General features: G+C 36.6%; 22 protein-coding genes. All 22 read left to right on the top strand.

All coding sequences use genetic code 11. The annotated features are described in order from the left end of the window. Positions 1–3: 3 nt before the first annotated feature. On the top strand, positions 4–555 hold the full coding sequence (locus MOC86_RS27410; protein ID WP_326847752.1) for a hypothetical protein: 552 nt from the start codon (positions 4–6) through the stop codon (positions 553–555). Continuing rightward, complete coding sequence (locus MOC86_RS20645; protein WP_268585876.1) at positions 545–1870, top strand: LLM class flavin-dependent oxidoreductase; 1326 nt, start codon at positions 545–547, stop codon at positions 1868–1870. Before MOC86_RS27410 ends, MOC86_RS20645 begins: the two co-directional genes overlap by 11 nt. Positions 1871–1887: 17 nt before the next feature. Continuing rightward, complete coding sequence (locus tag MOC86_RS20640; protein ID WP_268585875.1) at positions 1888–2172, top strand: glutaredoxin family protein; 285 nt, start codon at positions 1888–1890, stop codon at positions 2170–2172. A gap of 44 nt (positions 2173–2216) precedes the next feature. Further along, a complete protein-coding gene (locus MOC86_RS20635) occupies positions 2217–2753 on the top strand; it encodes a GNAT family N-acetyltransferase (protein WP_268585874.1) in 537 nt (178 codons plus the stop codon). Then, positions 2750–3562, top strand: a complete 813-nt coding sequence (locus tag MOC86_RS20630; RefSeq protein ID WP_268585873.1) for an amino acid ABC transporter substrate-binding protein — start codon at positions 2750–2752, stop codon at positions 3560–3562. Before MOC86_RS20635 ends, MOC86_RS20630 begins: the two co-directional genes overlap by 4 nt. A gap of 16 nt (positions 3563–3578) precedes the next feature. Beyond that, positions 3579–4283, top strand: coding sequence for an amino acid ABC transporter permease (locus tag MOC86_RS20625; protein WP_268585872.1), 705 nt, complete (start codon positions 3579–3581; stop codon positions 4281–4283). 22 nt (positions 4284–4305) lie between these two features. Beyond that, a complete protein-coding gene (locus tag MOC86_RS20620) occupies positions 4306–5016 on the top strand; it encodes an amino acid ABC transporter permease (protein WP_268585871.1) in 711 nt (236 codons plus the stop codon). After that, positions 5013–5801: an amino acid ABC transporter ATP-binding protein gene (locus MOC86_RS20615; protein WP_268585870.1), complete on the top strand. Its 789-nt coding sequence runs from the start codon at positions 5013–5015 to the stop codon at positions 5799–5801. The genes MOC86_RS20620 and MOC86_RS20615 overlap by 4 nt, the downstream gene beginning before the upstream one ends. Then, positions 5791–6918 carry a histidinol-phosphate transaminase gene (gene hisC, locus MOC86_RS20610; protein ID WP_268585869.1) on the top strand — a complete coding sequence of 376 codons (1128 nt, stop codon included), beginning with the start codon at positions 5791–5793 and terminating at the stop codon, positions 6916–6918. Before MOC86_RS20615 ends, hisC begins: the two co-directional genes overlap by 11 nt. Beyond that, positions 6905–7993 carry an iron-containing alcohol dehydrogenase family protein gene (locus MOC86_RS20605; RefSeq protein ID WP_268585868.1) on the top strand — a complete coding sequence of 363 codons (1089 nt, stop codon included), beginning with the start codon at positions 6905–6907 and terminating at the stop codon, positions 7991–7993. Before hisC ends, MOC86_RS20605 begins: the two co-directional genes overlap by 14 nt. A gap of 68 nt (positions 7994–8061) precedes the next feature. Beyond that, positions 8062–9081: an ABC transporter substrate-binding protein gene (locus tag MOC86_RS20600; protein WP_268585867.1), complete on the top strand. Its 1020-nt coding sequence runs from the start codon at positions 8062–8064 to the stop codon at positions 9079–9081. 12 nt (positions 9082–9093) lie between these two features. Continuing rightward, entirely contained in the window at positions 9094–9870 is a 777-nt protein-coding gene (locus tag MOC86_RS20595; protein ID WP_268585866.1) for an ABC transporter permease subunit, read from the top strand. A gap of 13 nt (positions 9871–9883) precedes the next feature. Then, entirely contained in the window at positions 9884–10654 is a 771-nt protein-coding gene (locus MOC86_RS20590) for an ATP-binding cassette domain-containing protein (RefSeq protein WP_268585865.1), read from the top strand. Continuing rightward, on the top strand, positions 10655–11215 hold the full coding sequence (locus tag MOC86_RS20585) for a GNAT family N-acetyltransferase (RefSeq protein ID WP_268585864.1): 561 nt from the start codon (positions 10655–10657) through the stop codon (positions 11213–11215). Beyond that, on the top strand, positions 11196–12347 hold the full coding sequence (locus MOC86_RS20580) for an amidohydrolase (RefSeq protein ID WP_268585863.1): 1152 nt from the start codon (positions 11196–11198) through the stop codon (positions 12345–12347). Before MOC86_RS20585 ends, MOC86_RS20580 begins: the two co-directional genes overlap by 20 nt. A gap of 206 nt (positions 12348–12553) precedes the next feature. Further along, on the top strand, positions 12554–12982 hold the full coding sequence (locus MOC86_RS20575) for a riboflavin kinase (RefSeq protein ID WP_268585862.1): 429 nt from the start codon (positions 12554–12556) through the stop codon (positions 12980–12982). Beyond that, a complete protein-coding gene (locus tag MOC86_RS20570; protein WP_268585861.1) occupies positions 12927–13253 on the top strand; it encodes a hypothetical protein in 327 nt (108 codons plus the stop codon). The genes MOC86_RS20575 and MOC86_RS20570 overlap by 56 nt, the downstream gene beginning before the upstream one ends. A 17-nt stretch (positions 13254–13270) precedes the next feature. Continuing rightward, complete coding sequence (gene ssuE / locus MOC86_RS20565; RefSeq protein ID WP_268585860.1) at positions 13271–13819, top strand: NADPH-dependent FMN reductase; 549 nt, start codon at positions 13271–13273, stop codon at positions 13817–13819. A gap of 177 nt (positions 13820–13996) precedes the next feature. Beyond that, on the top strand, positions 13997–14422 hold the full coding sequence (locus MOC86_RS20560; protein ID WP_268585859.1) for an RrF2 family transcriptional regulator: 426 nt from the start codon (positions 13997–13999) through the stop codon (positions 14420–14422). A gap of 241 nt (positions 14423–14663) precedes the next feature. Beyond that, positions 14664–14855, top strand: coding sequence for a YezD family protein (locus MOC86_RS20555; protein WP_019391140.1), 192 nt, complete (start codon positions 14664–14666; stop codon positions 14853–14855). A 147-nt stretch (positions 14856–15002) separates the two neighbouring features. Then, a complete protein-coding gene (locus tag MOC86_RS20550) occupies positions 15003–15329 on the top strand; it encodes a metal-sensitive transcriptional regulator (protein WP_326847751.1) in 327 nt (108 codons plus the stop codon). Positions 15330–15343: 14 nt separating this feature from the next. Then, on the top strand, positions 15344–15550 hold the full coding sequence (copZ, locus tag MOC86_RS20545) for a copper chaperone CopZ (RefSeq protein WP_268585858.1): 207 nt from the start codon (positions 15344–15346) through the stop codon (positions 15548–15550). Positions 15551–15557 lie beyond the last annotated feature (7 nt).

The raw sequence follows: 15557 nt of genomic DNA, 5'->3' as shown, positions 1-15557 counted from the left end.
GAAGTGAATGTAACGCCAGAACCTCCTGAAAATCCTCGCTATTACTTGTTAGGAGCAAGTGCTAAAAGCGCTGAGATTGCTGCTAAGTTCGGCTGGAACTTTGTTTTTGCTAAATTTATTAATAGCGATTCTACAGCATGGACAGAAGCAGCGGAGGTATACAGAAGCTTATCACCAAACGGACATTTTGCGATGGCCATATCTGTATTTGCTGCAGATCATCAAAAAGAAGCTGAGGAACGTGTTAGCGATCAAATGATTTATAAAGTGGCTTTAGAAAGTGGTCGAATCGCAACCGTTAACTCTTTAGAACAAGCTGAAGGATTTGGAATCCAATCAGGTCAAGCGTACGAGATAAGAAAGCAGAAACTACAAACATTAGCAGGAACGCCTCAATATATTCATAGCGTTCTAAAGTATTATCACGAGCATTATGGTGTGAAAGAATTTATTTTTCATACTCCAATCGAAGACCGTCAAGCGAGGAAGCATTCATTTCACCTATTAAGTTCTGCACATTCTCTCAAAGAAAAGAGGAAAGAAAATGTCTTCTAAAAAGCAAATAAAGTTTGGCATTATGCTACATGGTCCAGGGGGACATATGAATGCATGGAAAGATCCATCTGTTCCAGCAGATGCGAGTGTGAATTTAAGCTACTATAGATCAATGATAGAGAAAGCTGAAGAAGCAGGATTCACGTTTGCATTTGTAGCTGACGGCTTATTTATTAATGAAAAATCAATTCCACATTTTTTAAATCGTTTTGAACCAATTACGATTCTTTCAGCACTTGCAGCCGTCACCTCCAAAATTGGCTTAGTTGGCACATTATCAACTTCTTATAGTGAGCCATTTACAGTGGCAAGGCAGTTTGCTTCACTAGATAAAATTAGCGGAGGGCGTGCTGGCTGGAATGTTGTGACATCTCCGCTAGAGGGGTCTGCTGAAAACTATAATAAAGGAGAGCATCCTTCTCATAAAAAACGTTATGAGATAGCTGATGAATATTTAAAAGTGGTAAAGGGACTTTGGGATTCCTGGGAGGATGGTGCTTTTGTAAGGAATCGCGAAACAGGAGAATTTTTTGATCGAAACAAGCTTCATACATTAAATCATGAAGGGAAATTCTTCTTTGTAAAAGGTCCTCTTAATATTGAACGATCAGAGCAAGGTCAGCCCGTGATTTTTCAAGCAGGGGCTTCTGAAAGAGGGAAGAATTTAGCTGCAAAAGAAGCAGATGCTGTGTTTACAAATGCAGGATCTTTAGAAGAGGCACAAGCATATTACCAAGACATAAAAAATAAAGCAAAAACGTTTGGTAGGGATGAAGAAGACATTAAAGTCTTTCCGGGTATCCACCCCATTGTTGGAGCTACTGTTGAAGAAGCAGAAGAGAAGTATAGAGAGATTCAAAACCTAGTTTCAATTGAGGAAGCATTAAACTATTTAGGGCGTTTCTTTGATCATTTTGATTTTAGCGTATATCCATTAGATGAACCATTTCCCGACATCGGAGAAGTTGGTCAAAATAGCTTTCGTTCTACAACAGATAAAATTAAGCAGCGAGCCTGCGAGAAAAATCAAACATTACGAGAAGTAGCATTAGAAGTAACAACTCCAAAAAGCGCTTTGTTTGGAACTTATGAAGAAGTAGCAGAAAAACTAATTGCGTGGGTTGAACAAGGGGGAGCTGATGGCTTTATTTTAGGGTCACCTGTTCTTGCAAGTGGTTTGGACGATTTCACAGAACATGTTCTTCCTATTCTAGAAAGCAAAGGATATTATAGTCGTCAATATCAAGGGAATACGTTACGAGCAAATTTAGGTCTTCCGTTTAAGGAAAATCAATATACAAAACAAAAAGTTTAATAAAGGAGGAAATAAGCATGTCAAATTCATTTTCAGTTGCTGTTTGGTCAAAGAAAGGGTGCCATTATTGCACGGAGGTGAAAGAATACTTAAGTAACCACAACATAGCTTATCAGGATATTGATGTAACAAATGCTGATGACCGTCGCGATATTTTAGATATCAAATATGGAGTGCGTCATGTTCCAGTTGTTGAAATTGGAAAAGGTGAAGTGTATGAAGCTGTTACAAAAGTTGGTATTCAATATGTGCAAGAAGCTATTAATCGTATTAGAAAAGAAAAGGATTCTTTATTGTCTTAAAACCAACTAAATTTATCGATTTAATAGATAAAGGGGGAAATGTGATGAAAGATGTTATTCGTCTAGCAGAAACTGAGGATGTAGATCAAGTCCATGCTCTAACATTACAAGCTTATGCACCAATTCGAGAATTGAATATTAAATTTTCAGCAGCAACAGCTGATAGAAACCTTGTGGTTGAGAACATAACAAGGAATGCCTCTTATGTACTAGAGAGGGATGGAGAAATTGCGGCAACTGTGACTGTTCAATATCCTTGGACACATCCAGAGCACATTGCCCCATATCCCTTTATTTGGTGGTTTGCTGTTCATCCAAAGTTTAAACGAAAAGGTGTTGGCTCTAAATTGCTTTCTTATGTAGAAGAGAAGATACTCGGAGAGCAAGCCAAAGCACCGGCTGTTTATTTGGCTACGGCTAAGCGCCACCCGTGGCTTGTCGGAATCTATGAACGACGGGGGTATCAAGCTTTTCAAGAAAAAGTACATGAAGGGGATGATATTGTCTTTCTTCGGAAAGTGCTAAATCCATCTCTTTATAACTTATTAGATAATCATGTAGGAATAGGAGAACAAGGATGAAGAAAAAGGCGGGTCTATTTTTAGCTCTTGTATTTACTTTACTAACAACAGCATGCTCGCAAGTTGAGAAAGTAAGCTCTGATGGAGAAAACAAGGAAAAGATTCAAAAAATTATTGTTGGAACAGGAACACAGTTTCCAAACATATGCTTCATCGATGACAATGGGAAACTTACAGGTTATGATGTGGAGCTTGTGCGCGAGATTGATAAGAAACTACCTGAATATGAATTTGAGTTTAAAACAATGGATTTTTCTAATCTTTTGTTAAGTTTAGAAACCAATAAGATTGATTTTATTGCACATCAAATGGAAGTGAATAAAGAGCGTGAGGAGAAGTTTCTCTTTAGCAAAGAGCCTTATAATATTTTCCCGCTGCAAGTAGCAGTGAATGAGAAGAATAAAGACATCCAGTCTATTAAAGATTTGAAAGGAAAAAAAGTCATCGTAAGTGCAACAAGTAACTCAGCTGTTTTCATCGAAAAGTATAATAAAGAGCATAATGCAGGAATTAATATTGTTTATTCTGGCCAAGGATCTGACGATACGATTAACCAAATCCGTACAGGGCGTGCAGATGCAACCATTCATACCCCATTTGGAGTGAAATTGCAGAATGAACAGGCTAATGCAGGATTAAAAGTAGTGGGCGATCCTGTTCAAAATTCAAACGTGTATTTTATGTTACGTAAAGATGAAACAAAGCTTCAGAAACGAATTGATGAAGCGGTAGCTGAACTAAAGAAAGAGGGAGAAGTGAGCAAATTAAGCAAGAAATGGCTTGGTGAAGATTATACAGTAGACTTCTAACGAGGAGGAAAGCAAGGTGGGTAAAGCATTTGATTTCCCTTTAATTTGGACTTTTCTATCACAGCTCATTCCCTATCTATACGTTACACTTGAAATTGTAGCCTTTTCAACAATTGCTGGAATAATAATAGGGGTGGTAGCGGCCATCCCTAGAATTTTTAAGATTCCTTTCCTTTCTCAGCTTGTTGTACTCTATGCTTCCTTTGTGCGAGGAACACCAATTTTAATTCAGCTGTTTCTAGTATTCTATGGAATTCCAGCTTTCATATTGTTATTTGGATGGGACGTTTCAAGAGTTAATCCAATGTATTTTGTGATGATCACTTATTCTCTTAGTAATGGAGCTGTTTTTTCTGAAATTTTCCGGAGTGCAATTAGAGCTGTTGACAGAGGACAGACAGAAGCTGCTTTATCTATTGGGATGAGCGATACACAAAATTTTATACGAATTGTAATTCCCCAAGCATTAGGAATAGCACTTCCTAACATGGCAAACACAGTGATTGGATCCTTAAAGGATACATCCCTTGCTTTCACAATTGGTGTAATGGATATGGTTGGACGAGGAGAAGCATTAGTTGCATCTTCTATGCATGCTCTAGAAGTTTATATCGCTCTTTCTATTATTTACTACGGGATTGTATGGATTATGGAAAGAGGTTTTCAATTATTTGAGAAACGAGCAAATCGATATAAACCAAGCGTCATGAAATCAGCTTAAAAAGCAGAAAGGGAAGAAGAAAATGACAATTGATATCCCCTTTATTTGGACAGCATTAACGGAAATTATTAAGGCACTGCCGATTACCTTAATGCTAACGCTTATTCCTTTATGTGCAGGCTTTCTTCTCGGGTTAATTTTAGCTATTATTCGGATTTATAAGGTGAGGATATTAGCACCATTTGCGGAAATGTATGTTTCTTTTTTAAGAGGAACACCTATTATTATGCATGTTATGTTGATTTACTTTGGTCTTCCTCTTCTTATTGATAAAGTAGTGAGAGAAATGGACATAAACGTACAGACAAATGCTATTCCTGTTTCTTTATTTGTCCTTTTTGCTTTGTCACTGAGCGCAGGGGCCTATTTATCGGAAACAATCCGATCGGGCATTGTCAGTCTTCCAAAAGGTCAAGTAGAAGCTGCATACGCAACAGGCATGACAACTTTTCAAGTAATGAGACGTATCGTCTTACCACAGGCTTTTGCTGGGTCTATTCCTAACTTTACTAATGTTTTTGTTGGCTTTTTGCATACATCATCAATTGCTTTTATTGTCTCTCAAAAAGAGATAACAGGAGCAGCAAATATCGTGGCATCTACAAATTTAAAGTTTCTAGAAGCCTTTATTGCAGCAGGGATGATTTACTGGGGATTAACGATTCTTATAGAAGTGTTGTCATCTTGGATTGAAAAAAGGGTGTATTCATACGCAAAAGGAGGAGTTCGGTGATTAAATTAGTTGGAATTAAAAAGTCGTTTGGAGAGCAAGAGATATTAAAAGACATTAGTCTTAATGTAGAGCATGGGAAAGTTGTGGCAATCCTCGGACCGAGCGGATCCGGCAAAACAACGTTGCTACGGTGCTTGAATTATCTTGAAAAACCAGATGAAGGCACTGTATCTGTTGGAGAGATAAGTTTAGATGCTCACAGTGTTCGGAAAAAGGAGATTATTGCACTACGCAGACAATCTGCAATGGTTTTTCAACATTACAACTTGTTTTCCCATAAAACTGTACTTCAAAACGTAATGGAAGGGCTTGTTGTTGTGCATAAAATGAAAAAATCAATCGCTAGAGAGCAAAGCAAAAAAATGCTTGCTAAAGTAGGACTAGAAAATAAACTTCACCACTATCCAAGCCAGCTTTCCGGCGGGCAACAACAGCGAGTTGGAATTGCAAGAGCTCTTGCTCTTAACCCCAAAGTCATTTTATTTGATGAACCTACATCCGCCCTTGATCCTGAGCTAGTCGGAGAAGTACTTTCTGTTATTAAGGAAATTGCTAAGGAAGGAATCACAATGATTATCGTGACGCATGAGATGAACTTTGCAAGAGAAGTAGCTGACTATGTTCTGTTTATGGACGAAGGCATCATTGTTGAAGAAGGAGTGCCAGAGCAAATATTTTATAAACCAAAAGAAGAAAGAACGAAACGCTTTTTAAAACGACTTGAAGGTGATAACTACGATAACCAACATCATGTTGGAAAAGGAGTACATCAACATGCTTTATAAACAGAGAGAAAAGCTTGAAAAAGTCTCAACATATCAACAAGCAAAAACAATTGAGCAAATCAAGCAAGAGTATAAACAAGAGAAAGTATTAAAGCTAGCAGGGAATGAGAATACAATGGGGGTTTCATCGCTTGTAAAAGAAGCGATGAAAAGTACGGAAAATGAACTGTTTCTATATCCAGATGCAAAATGTCAGCTTTTAAGAGAGGCGCTAAGCAATCTTTATAATATTCAGGAGAATCAGCTTATCTTTGGAAACGGATCTTTTGAGCTGATTACTCTCATTGGTCAAACCTTCATTGAAGAAGGCGATGTTTCATTAATTCCATCTCCAAGCTTTGGGTGGTACAAAAACGTTACATTAACTTCAGGTGGTACGCCTCTTTTCATACCGTTAGTTCACCATAAAATTGCATTGTTAGATATAAAAGAAGCGATTACACCTAGAACAAAAGTGATTTGGTTATGCAACCCAAATAATCCAACAGGCACACACTTTTCACATGAAGAATTGGAGAGTTTTTTACATGATATTCGAAAAGATATCGTTGTTGTTTTAGATGAAGCTTATTATGAATATGCAGTTGGAGAGGATTATCCAAATTCAATAGATATCATCCAAAAGTACTCTAATGTAATTATTTTAAGAACTTTTTCAAAAGTATATGGCCTAGCTTCTTTGCGGATTGGTTATGGGATAGGTAGTCAAGAAATAATCAGTATGCTAGATAAAGTTCGAATTCCTGTTAATATTAATAAAATCGCACAAGTTGCGGCATACGCTAGTTTACAAGATGAGGAGTTTAAGAGAAATTGTTTAGAGAACAATGCAGAAGGATTAGCCTTTTATGAACAGCACTGTAGGGAGGAAGGATGGGAGTATATTCCTTCTAAAACAAACTTTATTACGATGAACGTTCATCATGATGCCAAAAAAGTAGTTGAAGAACTACTGAAGAGAGGGATATCCATAAGACCTGGTGCAGACTTTGGAATGGATGATTGGATTCGAATTACGATAGGGAGAGAATCTGAAAATCAATTTGTAGTGAGATCTCTAAAAGAAATTATAAGAAAATTCAAACATAATAGGAGTGTTGAGAATGCCAGTATTTAAAACGCCCAAAAATTATATTAGTGAAGCTGGAATCTTACAATCAGCAGGAGAACTTGTAGCAGCAATTAGTAAAAGCGCTCTAGTTGTTGGAGGAGAAAAAGCAATTCGCGGAGTACAGGATTCTTTTATGAAAAGTTTAGATGAAGCAGGTGTAAAAACAGAGATTATTATTTTTAAAGGATACTGCACAGAAGAAAATATCGATAAAATCAAACAACATGCTAAAAATGCAGAAATCATTATTGGAGTTGGAGGAGGAGGTGTTTTAGATGCCGCAAAAGCAGCTGGAGATGATGAGAATAAAACCGTTGTAACGGTTCCAACGGTTGCAGCTACGTGTGCTGCTTGGTCTGCCTTGTCCGTTTTTTATGATAAGGATGGAAGAGCTACCGGACATCAGCTTTTAAAACAGGCACCAGCATTAGTGTTAGCCGATTTAGCACTTTTAGCCGAAGCACCAAAGCGATTTTTGATTGCTGGTATCATTGATACTTTAGCCAAATGGTATGAACTAAAACCACATGAAGAGTATGAACGTGAATCCGTAGCCTTTCATATTTCTCTTTCTACTTCTAAATTAGCTTTAGAACTTATTGCACAACATGCTGAAAAAGCCATTTCGGCTAACGAACAAAGGGAAGTGAATGCTTCTTTTGAAGCTATTGTTGATAGTATTATTGAGCTTGCTGGATTGGTAGGAAGCATTACAGATGGCGCACCGCGCGCTGTTCTTGCTCACTCTCTTCATAATGGTTTAACTCAATTTAATGGGGCACATCAGTCACTTCATGGGGAGCTTGTTGGTTATGGATTAATTGTTCAACTTTTCTTGGAAGGAAAAGAAGATGAAGCTAAACAGCTGTCAGAAAGAATTGCCGAATGGGGAGCACCCGTAACATTAGATGAACTTGGATTAAAAGATTCGAGTGAAGAGATAAAACAAATTATCAATGAAGTCAAACTAAGAAAACAAGCATTGGATCAGCTAACATTTATTGTTGATCAACAAAGTTTTATAAAAGCAGTAAAAAAAGCAGAAAAAGTAGGAAAGGCGAAAAAAATAGAAAGTTTATAAGTTCACTACTGCTTCATAATAAGTAAACTTATCGGAATACAAAGTTTTAGAAAAGGAGACAAACTAAAGTGAAAAATAGAGTGAACATTTTTTTAGCATTGGGTTTGTTGATCGTTTTGATTTTGAGCGGTTGTTCGAGTCAAGGAAGTAATGCATCGGAGTCTAAGAAAGATTCAGAGTTAGATGGTGTCACCATAAAAGTTGCTCAAACAGGATGGGGATCTTATGAGGAAGCGCTAAAAGCAGCTGGATTAGATGATGCGCCGTATAAGGTGGAGTACAGCGTATTTCAAGGTGGCAATCTTATTTTAGAAGCTATGACGGCTGGACATATTGATTTTGGAGCAACAAGTGAGATTCCTCCTATTTTCTCTGCTTTATCCCAAAAGGGAGAGAACTCCAAGGTCATTGCTACCCAACAATCTCACACGCTTCAACAAGAGCTAGTTGTACCTAAAGGGTCAAAAATTAAAAAAGTTGAAGATTTAAAAGGAAAGAAAGTAGCCTACGTAAATAATACAACGTCACACTATTTTCTTATTAAGATGTTAGAAGATGCTGGTCTTTCTTGGGAAGATATTAAGCCAGTCCAACTTACAACATCTGACGGTCTTGCAGCATTAGTTGGTGGGAAGGTCGATGCACTAGCAAGCTATGGTAATGCTATTTTATCAGCCCATGAAAACGATGCTGTGACAGTTGCCAGCGCTAAAAATATCCTCTCAGGAAATTTTCAACTCAATGCTTCAACAACAGCAATTGAAGATCCTAAAAAGCATAAAGCAATTGTAGATTATATCTCACGTCTTAATAAAGCGTATGAGTGGCAGCGTCAGCATAAAGAAGAATGGGCTGAAATTGTTGCTGCAAATACAAAACAGCCTGTTAAACAGGCGCTGCAGACTCTAGAAGAAGGAGAAGCGCAGAAACCGACTAAAATTATTCCAAATTCTGAAGTTACAGTAGATTCACAGCAAGATATTATTGAAACATTTAAAGATGTGGGAATTATTGAGAAAGATTTAGATGCTAAAACATTTTGGAGCAATAAGTTTGATAAAGAATTAGCCAAAGTATTAAAGAAATAGGGAGGGGAGTTAATGAGACAAAAAAGGTTCTTTTTTCACTACCTCATACCTTGGGTTTTGCCACTTTTGTTATTAGTAACATGGCATGTTGTGACAACAAAAGGTATTATCGGCGCACAAACGTTTCCACAGCCTTTAAAAGTTTTAGATACGTTAATCACCCTTTTACAAACAGGGGAACTTACTCAATATATTGGAGACAGTGCAAAGCGAGCATTCACTGGGTTTGTGATTGGAGGAGGATTAGGATTAGCGTTAGGCATGATAAATGGATTAAGTACCATATCGGAAAAATTGTTAGATTCTTCGATTCAAATGGTACGAAATATTCCCCATCTAGCACTAATTCCGCTTGTGATTTTGTGGTTTGGGATTGCAGAACCAGCCAAGCTTGTTTTAATTTCTCTCGGTGTTTTCTTTCCAATATATTTAAATACTTTTCACGGCATTCGCTCCATTGACCCTACTTTAACTGAGATGGGAAGAGTCTACAATTTAAATAAAAGGGCTCTTTTCTGGCATGTTATTTTGCCAGGATCCCTTCCTTCTATTCTAGTAGGAGTTCGTTATTCTCTCGGTGTGATGTGGCTTACCCTTATTGTTGCTGAAACGGTTGCCGCAGACTCTGGAATTGGTTTTATGGCGATGAATGGAAGAGAGTTTATGCAAATGGATGTGATTGTACTTAGTATCCTAATTTATGCGTTGTTGGGAAAGTTATCAGATACAGTTGCAAAATGGATGGAAAAGAGCTGGCTTAAGTGGCATCCGAACTTTGCAAAAGATTAAAGGGGGATATTTTATGCAGAACATTTCAAATGGGATGAACCTTTCTATTCAAAACCTATCAAAACGATTTGGAGAAGTAGCAGTTTTGCACAATATTAATTTAGAAATTCAAAAAGGAGAGTTTATTGCCATTGTTGGAAAGAGTGGATGTGGAAAAAGCACGCTTCTCCGGTTAATTGCAGGGTTAGAGCAACCGTCAGCTGGAAACTTGCAAGCAAATGGTACAGAAGTAAAAGGATATAATGAGCAAACTCGAGTGCTTTTTCAAGAGCCGAGGCTGCTTCCATGGAAAAAAGTAATTGAAAACGTGAGGATTTGCTCCGTTGATAAAACAGAGGAAACAGCTTTTGAAGCTCTCCAAGCTGTAAAATTAGCAGATAAACGAAATAAGTGGCCTCAGGTTTTATCAGGAGGCCAAAAACAGCGTGTATCACTAGCAAGGGCGCTTGCCGCAGACCCTAATCTTCTGTTATTAGATGAACCACTAGGAGCACTTGATGCACTAACGCGAATTGAGATGCAAAATCTAATTGAACAATTATGGTTTGAAAAAGCTTTTACAGCCATTCTAGTGACCCATGATGTGAGCGAAGCTGTTGCTTTGGCAGATCGCGTTCTTCTTATTGAAGAAGGACGAATCGAAATGGATATTGAAATCTCATTAGCAAGACCGAGACCAAGAGATAATGACTTTATTTACTTTGAGAAGAAAATTTTAGATCGAGTGATGGGAAGAGAAGAAAGTATAAGAAGCGAGCATCGAGATGTGGAGTACTCGATATAAATGAAGAAGGTAGATATAGGCTCTCGTCTTATTATTTCAAAGTTGAGCGAGCTTGAAAAAGAGGAAACAAGGGCTCTTCTACTAGCGAGCTATGGACAGTATGAGAAAGATTATGAGGATAAAAGTGTATGGGAAGAGTACAAAGCAAATATAGGTGACTCCCTAGAAAAGCAAGGAATTGACAGAATTTTAGTTGCGAAACAAGGAAAAGAGATAGTCGGAACTCTTCAAATTTTTTGTAATGGGGAAACAGCTTATAACAAACCAGAACTTGAAATTTTTGATCCTATTGTACGTTTATTAGCCGTTCATCCAAAAGCAAGGGGAAGGGGCGTGGCAAAGGCTCTTTTAAAAGAAAGTCTGATTTATGCAAAGAATAAAGGAGCAAGGTGCTTATATTTGCATTCTGGAGAGATGATGAAAGAGGCCATTTCACTATATGAACGGTTGGGATTTAAGAGAGATTATTCAAAAGAGTTTTCAAATCAAGCCATTCTTGTGAAATGTTTTCGCTACGATTTATATAAAGGAGGAGAGGAAAATGAATGCCAAAGTTCTTGAAGAACATCTAATTCATATCTATAGGTCTTTACATCAATACCCTGAACTTTCTCATGAAGAATTTGAAACAACAAGTAGAATTAAAGAATGGCTAATAGACAAAGATATTCGCTTGGAAGAGCCAGTTTTAAAAACGGGAGTTGTTGCAAACATCGGAAATAATGAGGGACCTGTTGTGGCCATTAGAGCAGATATTGATGCTTTACCCATTCAAGAGAATACCGACCTTCCATATTCTTCGAAAATACCTGGAAAAATGCACGCATGCGGTCATGATTTTCATACAGCGGCTGCTATTGGAGCGGCCTATTTATTAAAAAAAGAAGAACAACAACTGAGGGGCAGTGTTCGTCTCTTATTCCAGCCTGCTGAAGAATACGGAGCTGGAGCAGAAAAGGTTATTAAAGCAGGCCATTTGGAAGATGTAGAGGCTATTATTGGTCTTCATAACAAGCCTGACTTACAAGTTGGAACAATAGGAATTAAAAGAGGCCCATTGATGGCGGCTGTTGATCGTTTTAAAGTTGTGATCAATGGAAAAGGAGCACATGCGGCTCTTCCTCATAATGGAAACGATCCAATTGTAGCATCAGCTCACATCATTACAGCTTTACAAACCGTTGTAAGCCGAAATGTTTCTCCGCTAAAAAATGCGGTTGTGAGTGTAACAAGAATAGAGGGAGGAAATACATGGAATGTTATTCCAAGCTCTGTGACGATTGAGGGAACAGTGAGAACATTTGATAAGGAAGTGCGTGCACATGTCAAAGAACGTTTCTACACCATTTTAGAAAATATATTTAATACATTTTTAATGGAGGGAGATATCAAATGGTATGAAGGGCCGCCGCCGCTGATTAATCACTGCAGCATACTTGAAGCAATAGAGTCTGGAGCCAAAAGTGCTGAGCTAGAAATTATTGAACCAGAGCTTTCAACGGCAGGAGAAGACTTTGCTCATTATCTAGAGAAAGTACCGGGGGCTTTTGCGTTTTTAGGAACAAGTGGAACAGAAGATTGGCATCATCCTTCTTTTACAATAAACGAAAAAGCATTAATAAAAGGAGCTTATTTCTTGTATAGCAGTGCTAAATACCTTTTGCAACAACAGCATGATGTATTAAAAATCTAGCAACAACATATTAAAAAAACGAATTAGAAGAGAAGAATTTATAAAAAGAGATAAGAAGTGAAAATTTAAAACCTACTTTACAAATAGGAATAATTGATTTAAGATGAGTTTAATCTAAAATCTGCCGGCTAGAAAACTAGAGGCCTTTGATGTGTATCTTACACATCAAAGGCCTTTTCTTATTTTTAAAGTAAAGGGTGATAAGGATGGAAACTAAGAAAAATGTACAGTGGATTAATAAGCAAGAGTTTGGTGGAGAAGTAATTCATGGTATGAAGATTGGAAGAAAGCTTGGATTTCCGACAGCTAATGTAGCTTCTTCATCTCCCTCGCTTCAAAATGGAGTTTACGGTGTGCAAGTTCATGTAAATTCCAAAAAGTACGAAGGTATTATGAACATAGGCTTCAAACCAACGATAGGCTCTGATCTTAAACATACAATTGAAATTCACCTCCTAAATTTTGAAGGAGATTTATATGGTCAACATTTAAAATGCATTCCTCTTTTCTACATCCGCGCTGAGCAAAAATTTTCTTCACTTCACTCACTTCTTAAACAAATAAAGGAGGACAAAGAATATGCAAGAGTTGTATTCAGAAGCGAAAATATCGATCAAAACAAGCGAATATCTTAACTTACCAAATGTACATTTTTATAATTGGTGCTATCAAAGGTACGGTCTTAACAGAGGCACGTTTAATACAATTGAAGACTGGCTTTATAATCACGGTATTATTAATGTTCTTTCTCGTCGTATCTATTTATTAGCATTTTTAAATTACCTTGAAGAAAAAGGGATAAAAAAAGGAAGTACAAAGTATTTGAAGTTTGGGCAAGGAGGGTTAGCAAGAAAGTTTGATGATTTTTTAAATAACCTTGAAGAAAATTCATTACGCAAGCATTAAAGAAAGGAGATAACAATATGACAAATGCATTGATCATCTATGGAGGAAACAGTAAAAAATCACGTTTAACAGGTTTATTCGACAAAGCCGAGCAGTATTTTAAGAAAGAGAATATCTCAACTGAAACAGTGTTTGTTGCAGACTTACCTGCAGAGGATTTGATTTCAGCTAATTTTCAGAGTCAAGAAATTATAAGGGCTAACGAAAAGGTAGCAAATGCTCACATTATTGTTGTCCTTACACCTGTTTATAAAGCTGCTTATACAGGGATTCTAAAAACCTACTTAGATCTGTTACCACAGAAAGGACTACAGGGAAAAACGGTTGTTCCACTTGTACTAGGAGGTTCTTTTGGACATCTACTTTCTATTGATTATGCATTAAAGCCTGTGTTATCAGCCCTTGGAGCAACAAATATTTTAAGTGGAGCCTATGTTATAGACACGCAAGTGGAGAAAATAAATAGTGAACATTACACGATTGAAGAGGAGATAAGTGAACGTATTGATAAGTTATTAGCGTTATCTATTAATGAAGCAAAACGTACCATTCCTGTGAATGAATAAAGCGTGTTTTCATTTATACACGTAATATGAAAACGAGATGTTCTTCTTTAGTCGTTAAGATGAAATTCTTAACGACTTTTTTATATCTAGAGATTTATTTTAGGGTAGACAATAAATTAGAAAATAGATATAATTATAATAATTCCGATAAGTATAGTAAGTTTTAGGGGTGGAAATATGAAAGTCTCTAGTAAAGGTGAGTATGCACTGCGTGCTCTTATTGTTCTTGGACAGAAGAAAGAGCTTATGTCTATCAGCGATATTTCCGATGCAACACTTGTTACAGTAAAATATCTAGAAAAAATTTTACTTACCCTTAAGAAACTAGGATATGTAGATAGTAAACGTGGTATACACGGCGGTTACTTTTTAAGTAAACAGCCTGAAGACATTAACATTGGTGAAGTCATTCGAAGAATAGAAGGACCTCTTTCTCCAATGAGCTGTGCTAGTGTAACAGCTTATGAACCTTGTGCACTTGAAAAGACCTGCTTATTAAAGCCACTTTGGACTCTTGTTCGGGACACAATTGCATATGTACTTGAACAAACTACGCTTGATGATTTATTAAAAGGCAATTTAAAATCTATCCAATTAAACTAACTACAAATTTTGTCTTTTTTTAGAAAATAGGTAGACATCATTTCATGAATAGGCTATAATCCAATTAATCATACAAAACCAATTGAATTACTAAGTTATAAAACTACATACTAAAAGATGCCGATTAGACAACTAAAGGCTCCTTCTTATCTAATTCCAATTAATGGTGTGTAGATGAAAGGAGTCTTTTTTAATTAAAACTCGACTGAAATAGTCGAGATTAAAAATGGAGGGATTTTCTATGGGAGAAAAGCAAATTGACCAACAGTGGATTGATCGTATTGTACAATCACTTCAAGGCATTGAATATGGTTCGGTGGAGATTGTTGTTCATGATTCACAAATAACTCAAATTGACAGATTAGAAAAGCAGCGTTTTCCTCTACAAAAGAAACAACAAACAGGAAAGTTAAAAGAAGTAAAATTTAAATAATATAGCTTAAAATAAGAGCGCTAAAGCTCTTATTTTTTGTTTTTATAGATAAAAAAGTGTAAAAAAGGGAAGACAAAAAATAGAAGTTTCATTCTTTACATAGGGTAGGGGGGTATGTTAATCTTAGAATAGAAAGGGGGAGAATAATTGAAGGAAGAGAAAATTGTAGAAGAAAATCTTTGTCATATTTCAACTGAGCGAAGAAGTCATCATTCTGAAGAAGTAAAAAAGAATTTAACAAGTCGCTTAAATCGTGTTGAAGGTCAGATTCGCGGCATTAAAGGATTGATTGATAAAGATACGTATTGTGATGACGTAATTACACAAATCGCAGCTGCTCAATCAGCTTTAAATAGTGTGAGTAAAATATTGCTTGAAGGTCATTTAAAACATTGCGTGGTAGAACGTGTTAAAAATGATGATCCAGAAATTGTTGATGAGCTATTAACAACAATGAAGAGGTTAATGAAATAAAGGAGATGGAGAACATGGAAAAAGTAACTTTAAATGTTGAAGGTATGTCATGTAACCACTGTGTAAAAGCAATTGAAGGTAGTGTTGGAGAACTTAACGGAGTAAAAAAAGTAGACGTGAATTTAAGTGAAAAAGCTGTAACAGTTGAATTTGATAAAGATAAAGCAACGCTTGATGAAATTAAAGAAACAATTGACGACCAAGGCTATGATGTAAAATAAAAAAATA

Origin of the sequence: Priestia endophytica (assembly GCF_026790145.1) — a bacterium.
Lineage (GTDB): Bacteria > Bacillota > Bacilli > Bacillales > Bacillaceae_H > Bacillus_I > Bacillus_I endophytica_A.
This window is presented reverse-complemented; position numbering and strand designations above follow the sequence as displayed.

Coding starts and splice junctions, on each gene's coding strand:
- MOC86_RS20645 (WP_268585876.1), top strand. CDS start 545: ATGTCTTCTAAAAAGCAAATAAAGTTTGGCATTATGCTACATGGTCCA.
- MOC86_RS20640 (WP_268585875.1), top strand. CDS start 1,888: ATGTCAAATTCATTTTCAGTTGCTGTTTGGTCAAAGAAAGGGTGCCAT.
- MOC86_RS20635 (WP_268585874.1), top strand. CDS start 2,217: ATGAAAGATGTTATTCGTCTAGCAGAAACTGAGGATGTAGATCAAGTC.
- MOC86_RS20630 (WP_268585873.1), top strand. CDS start 2,750: ATGAAGAAAAAGGCGGGTCTATTTTTAGCTCTTGTATTTACTTTACTA.
- MOC86_RS20620 (WP_268585871.1), top strand. CDS start 4,306: ATGACAATTGATATCCCCTTTATTTGGACAGCATTAACGGAAATTATT.
- hisC (WP_268585869.1), top strand. CDS start 5,791: ATGCTTTATAAACAGAGAGAAAAGCTTGAAAAAGTCTCAACATATCAA.
- MOC86_RS20605 (WP_268585868.1), top strand. CDS start 6,905: ATGCCAGTATTTAAAACGCCCAAAAATTATATTAGTGAAGCTGGAATC.
- MOC86_RS20595 (WP_268585866.1), top strand. CDS start 9,094: ATGAGACAAAAAAGGTTCTTTTTTCACTACCTCATACCTTGGGTTTTG.
- MOC86_RS20590 (WP_268585865.1), top strand. CDS start 9,884: ATGCAGAACATTTCAAATGGGATGAACCTTTCTATTCAAAACCTATCA.
- MOC86_RS20585 (WP_268585864.1), top strand. CDS start 10,655: ATGAAGAAGGTAGATATAGGCTCTCGTCTTATTATTTCAAAGTTGAGC.
- MOC86_RS20580 (WP_268585863.1), top strand. CDS start 11,196: ATGAATGCCAAAGTTCTTGAAGAACATCTAATTCATATCTATAGGTCT.
- MOC86_RS20575 (WP_268585862.1), top strand. CDS start 12,554: ATGGAAACTAAGAAAAATGTACAGTGGATTAATAAGCAAGAGTTTGGT.
- MOC86_RS20570 (WP_268585861.1), top strand. CDS start 12,927: ATGCAAGAGTTGTATTCAGAAGCGAAAATATCGATCAAAACAAGCGAA.
- ssuE (WP_268585860.1), top strand. CDS start 13,271: ATGACAAATGCATTGATCATCTATGGAGGAAACAGTAAAAAATCACGT.
- MOC86_RS20560 (WP_268585859.1), top strand. CDS start 13,997: ATGAAAGTCTCTAGTAAAGGTGAGTATGCACTGCGTGCTCTTATTGTT.
- MOC86_RS20555 (WP_019391140.1), top strand. CDS start 14,664: ATGGGAGAAAAGCAAATTGACCAACAGTGGATTGATCGTATTGTACAA.
- copZ (WP_268585858.1), top strand. CDS start 15,344: ATGGAAAAAGTAACTTTAAATGTTGAAGGTATGTCATGTAACCACTGT.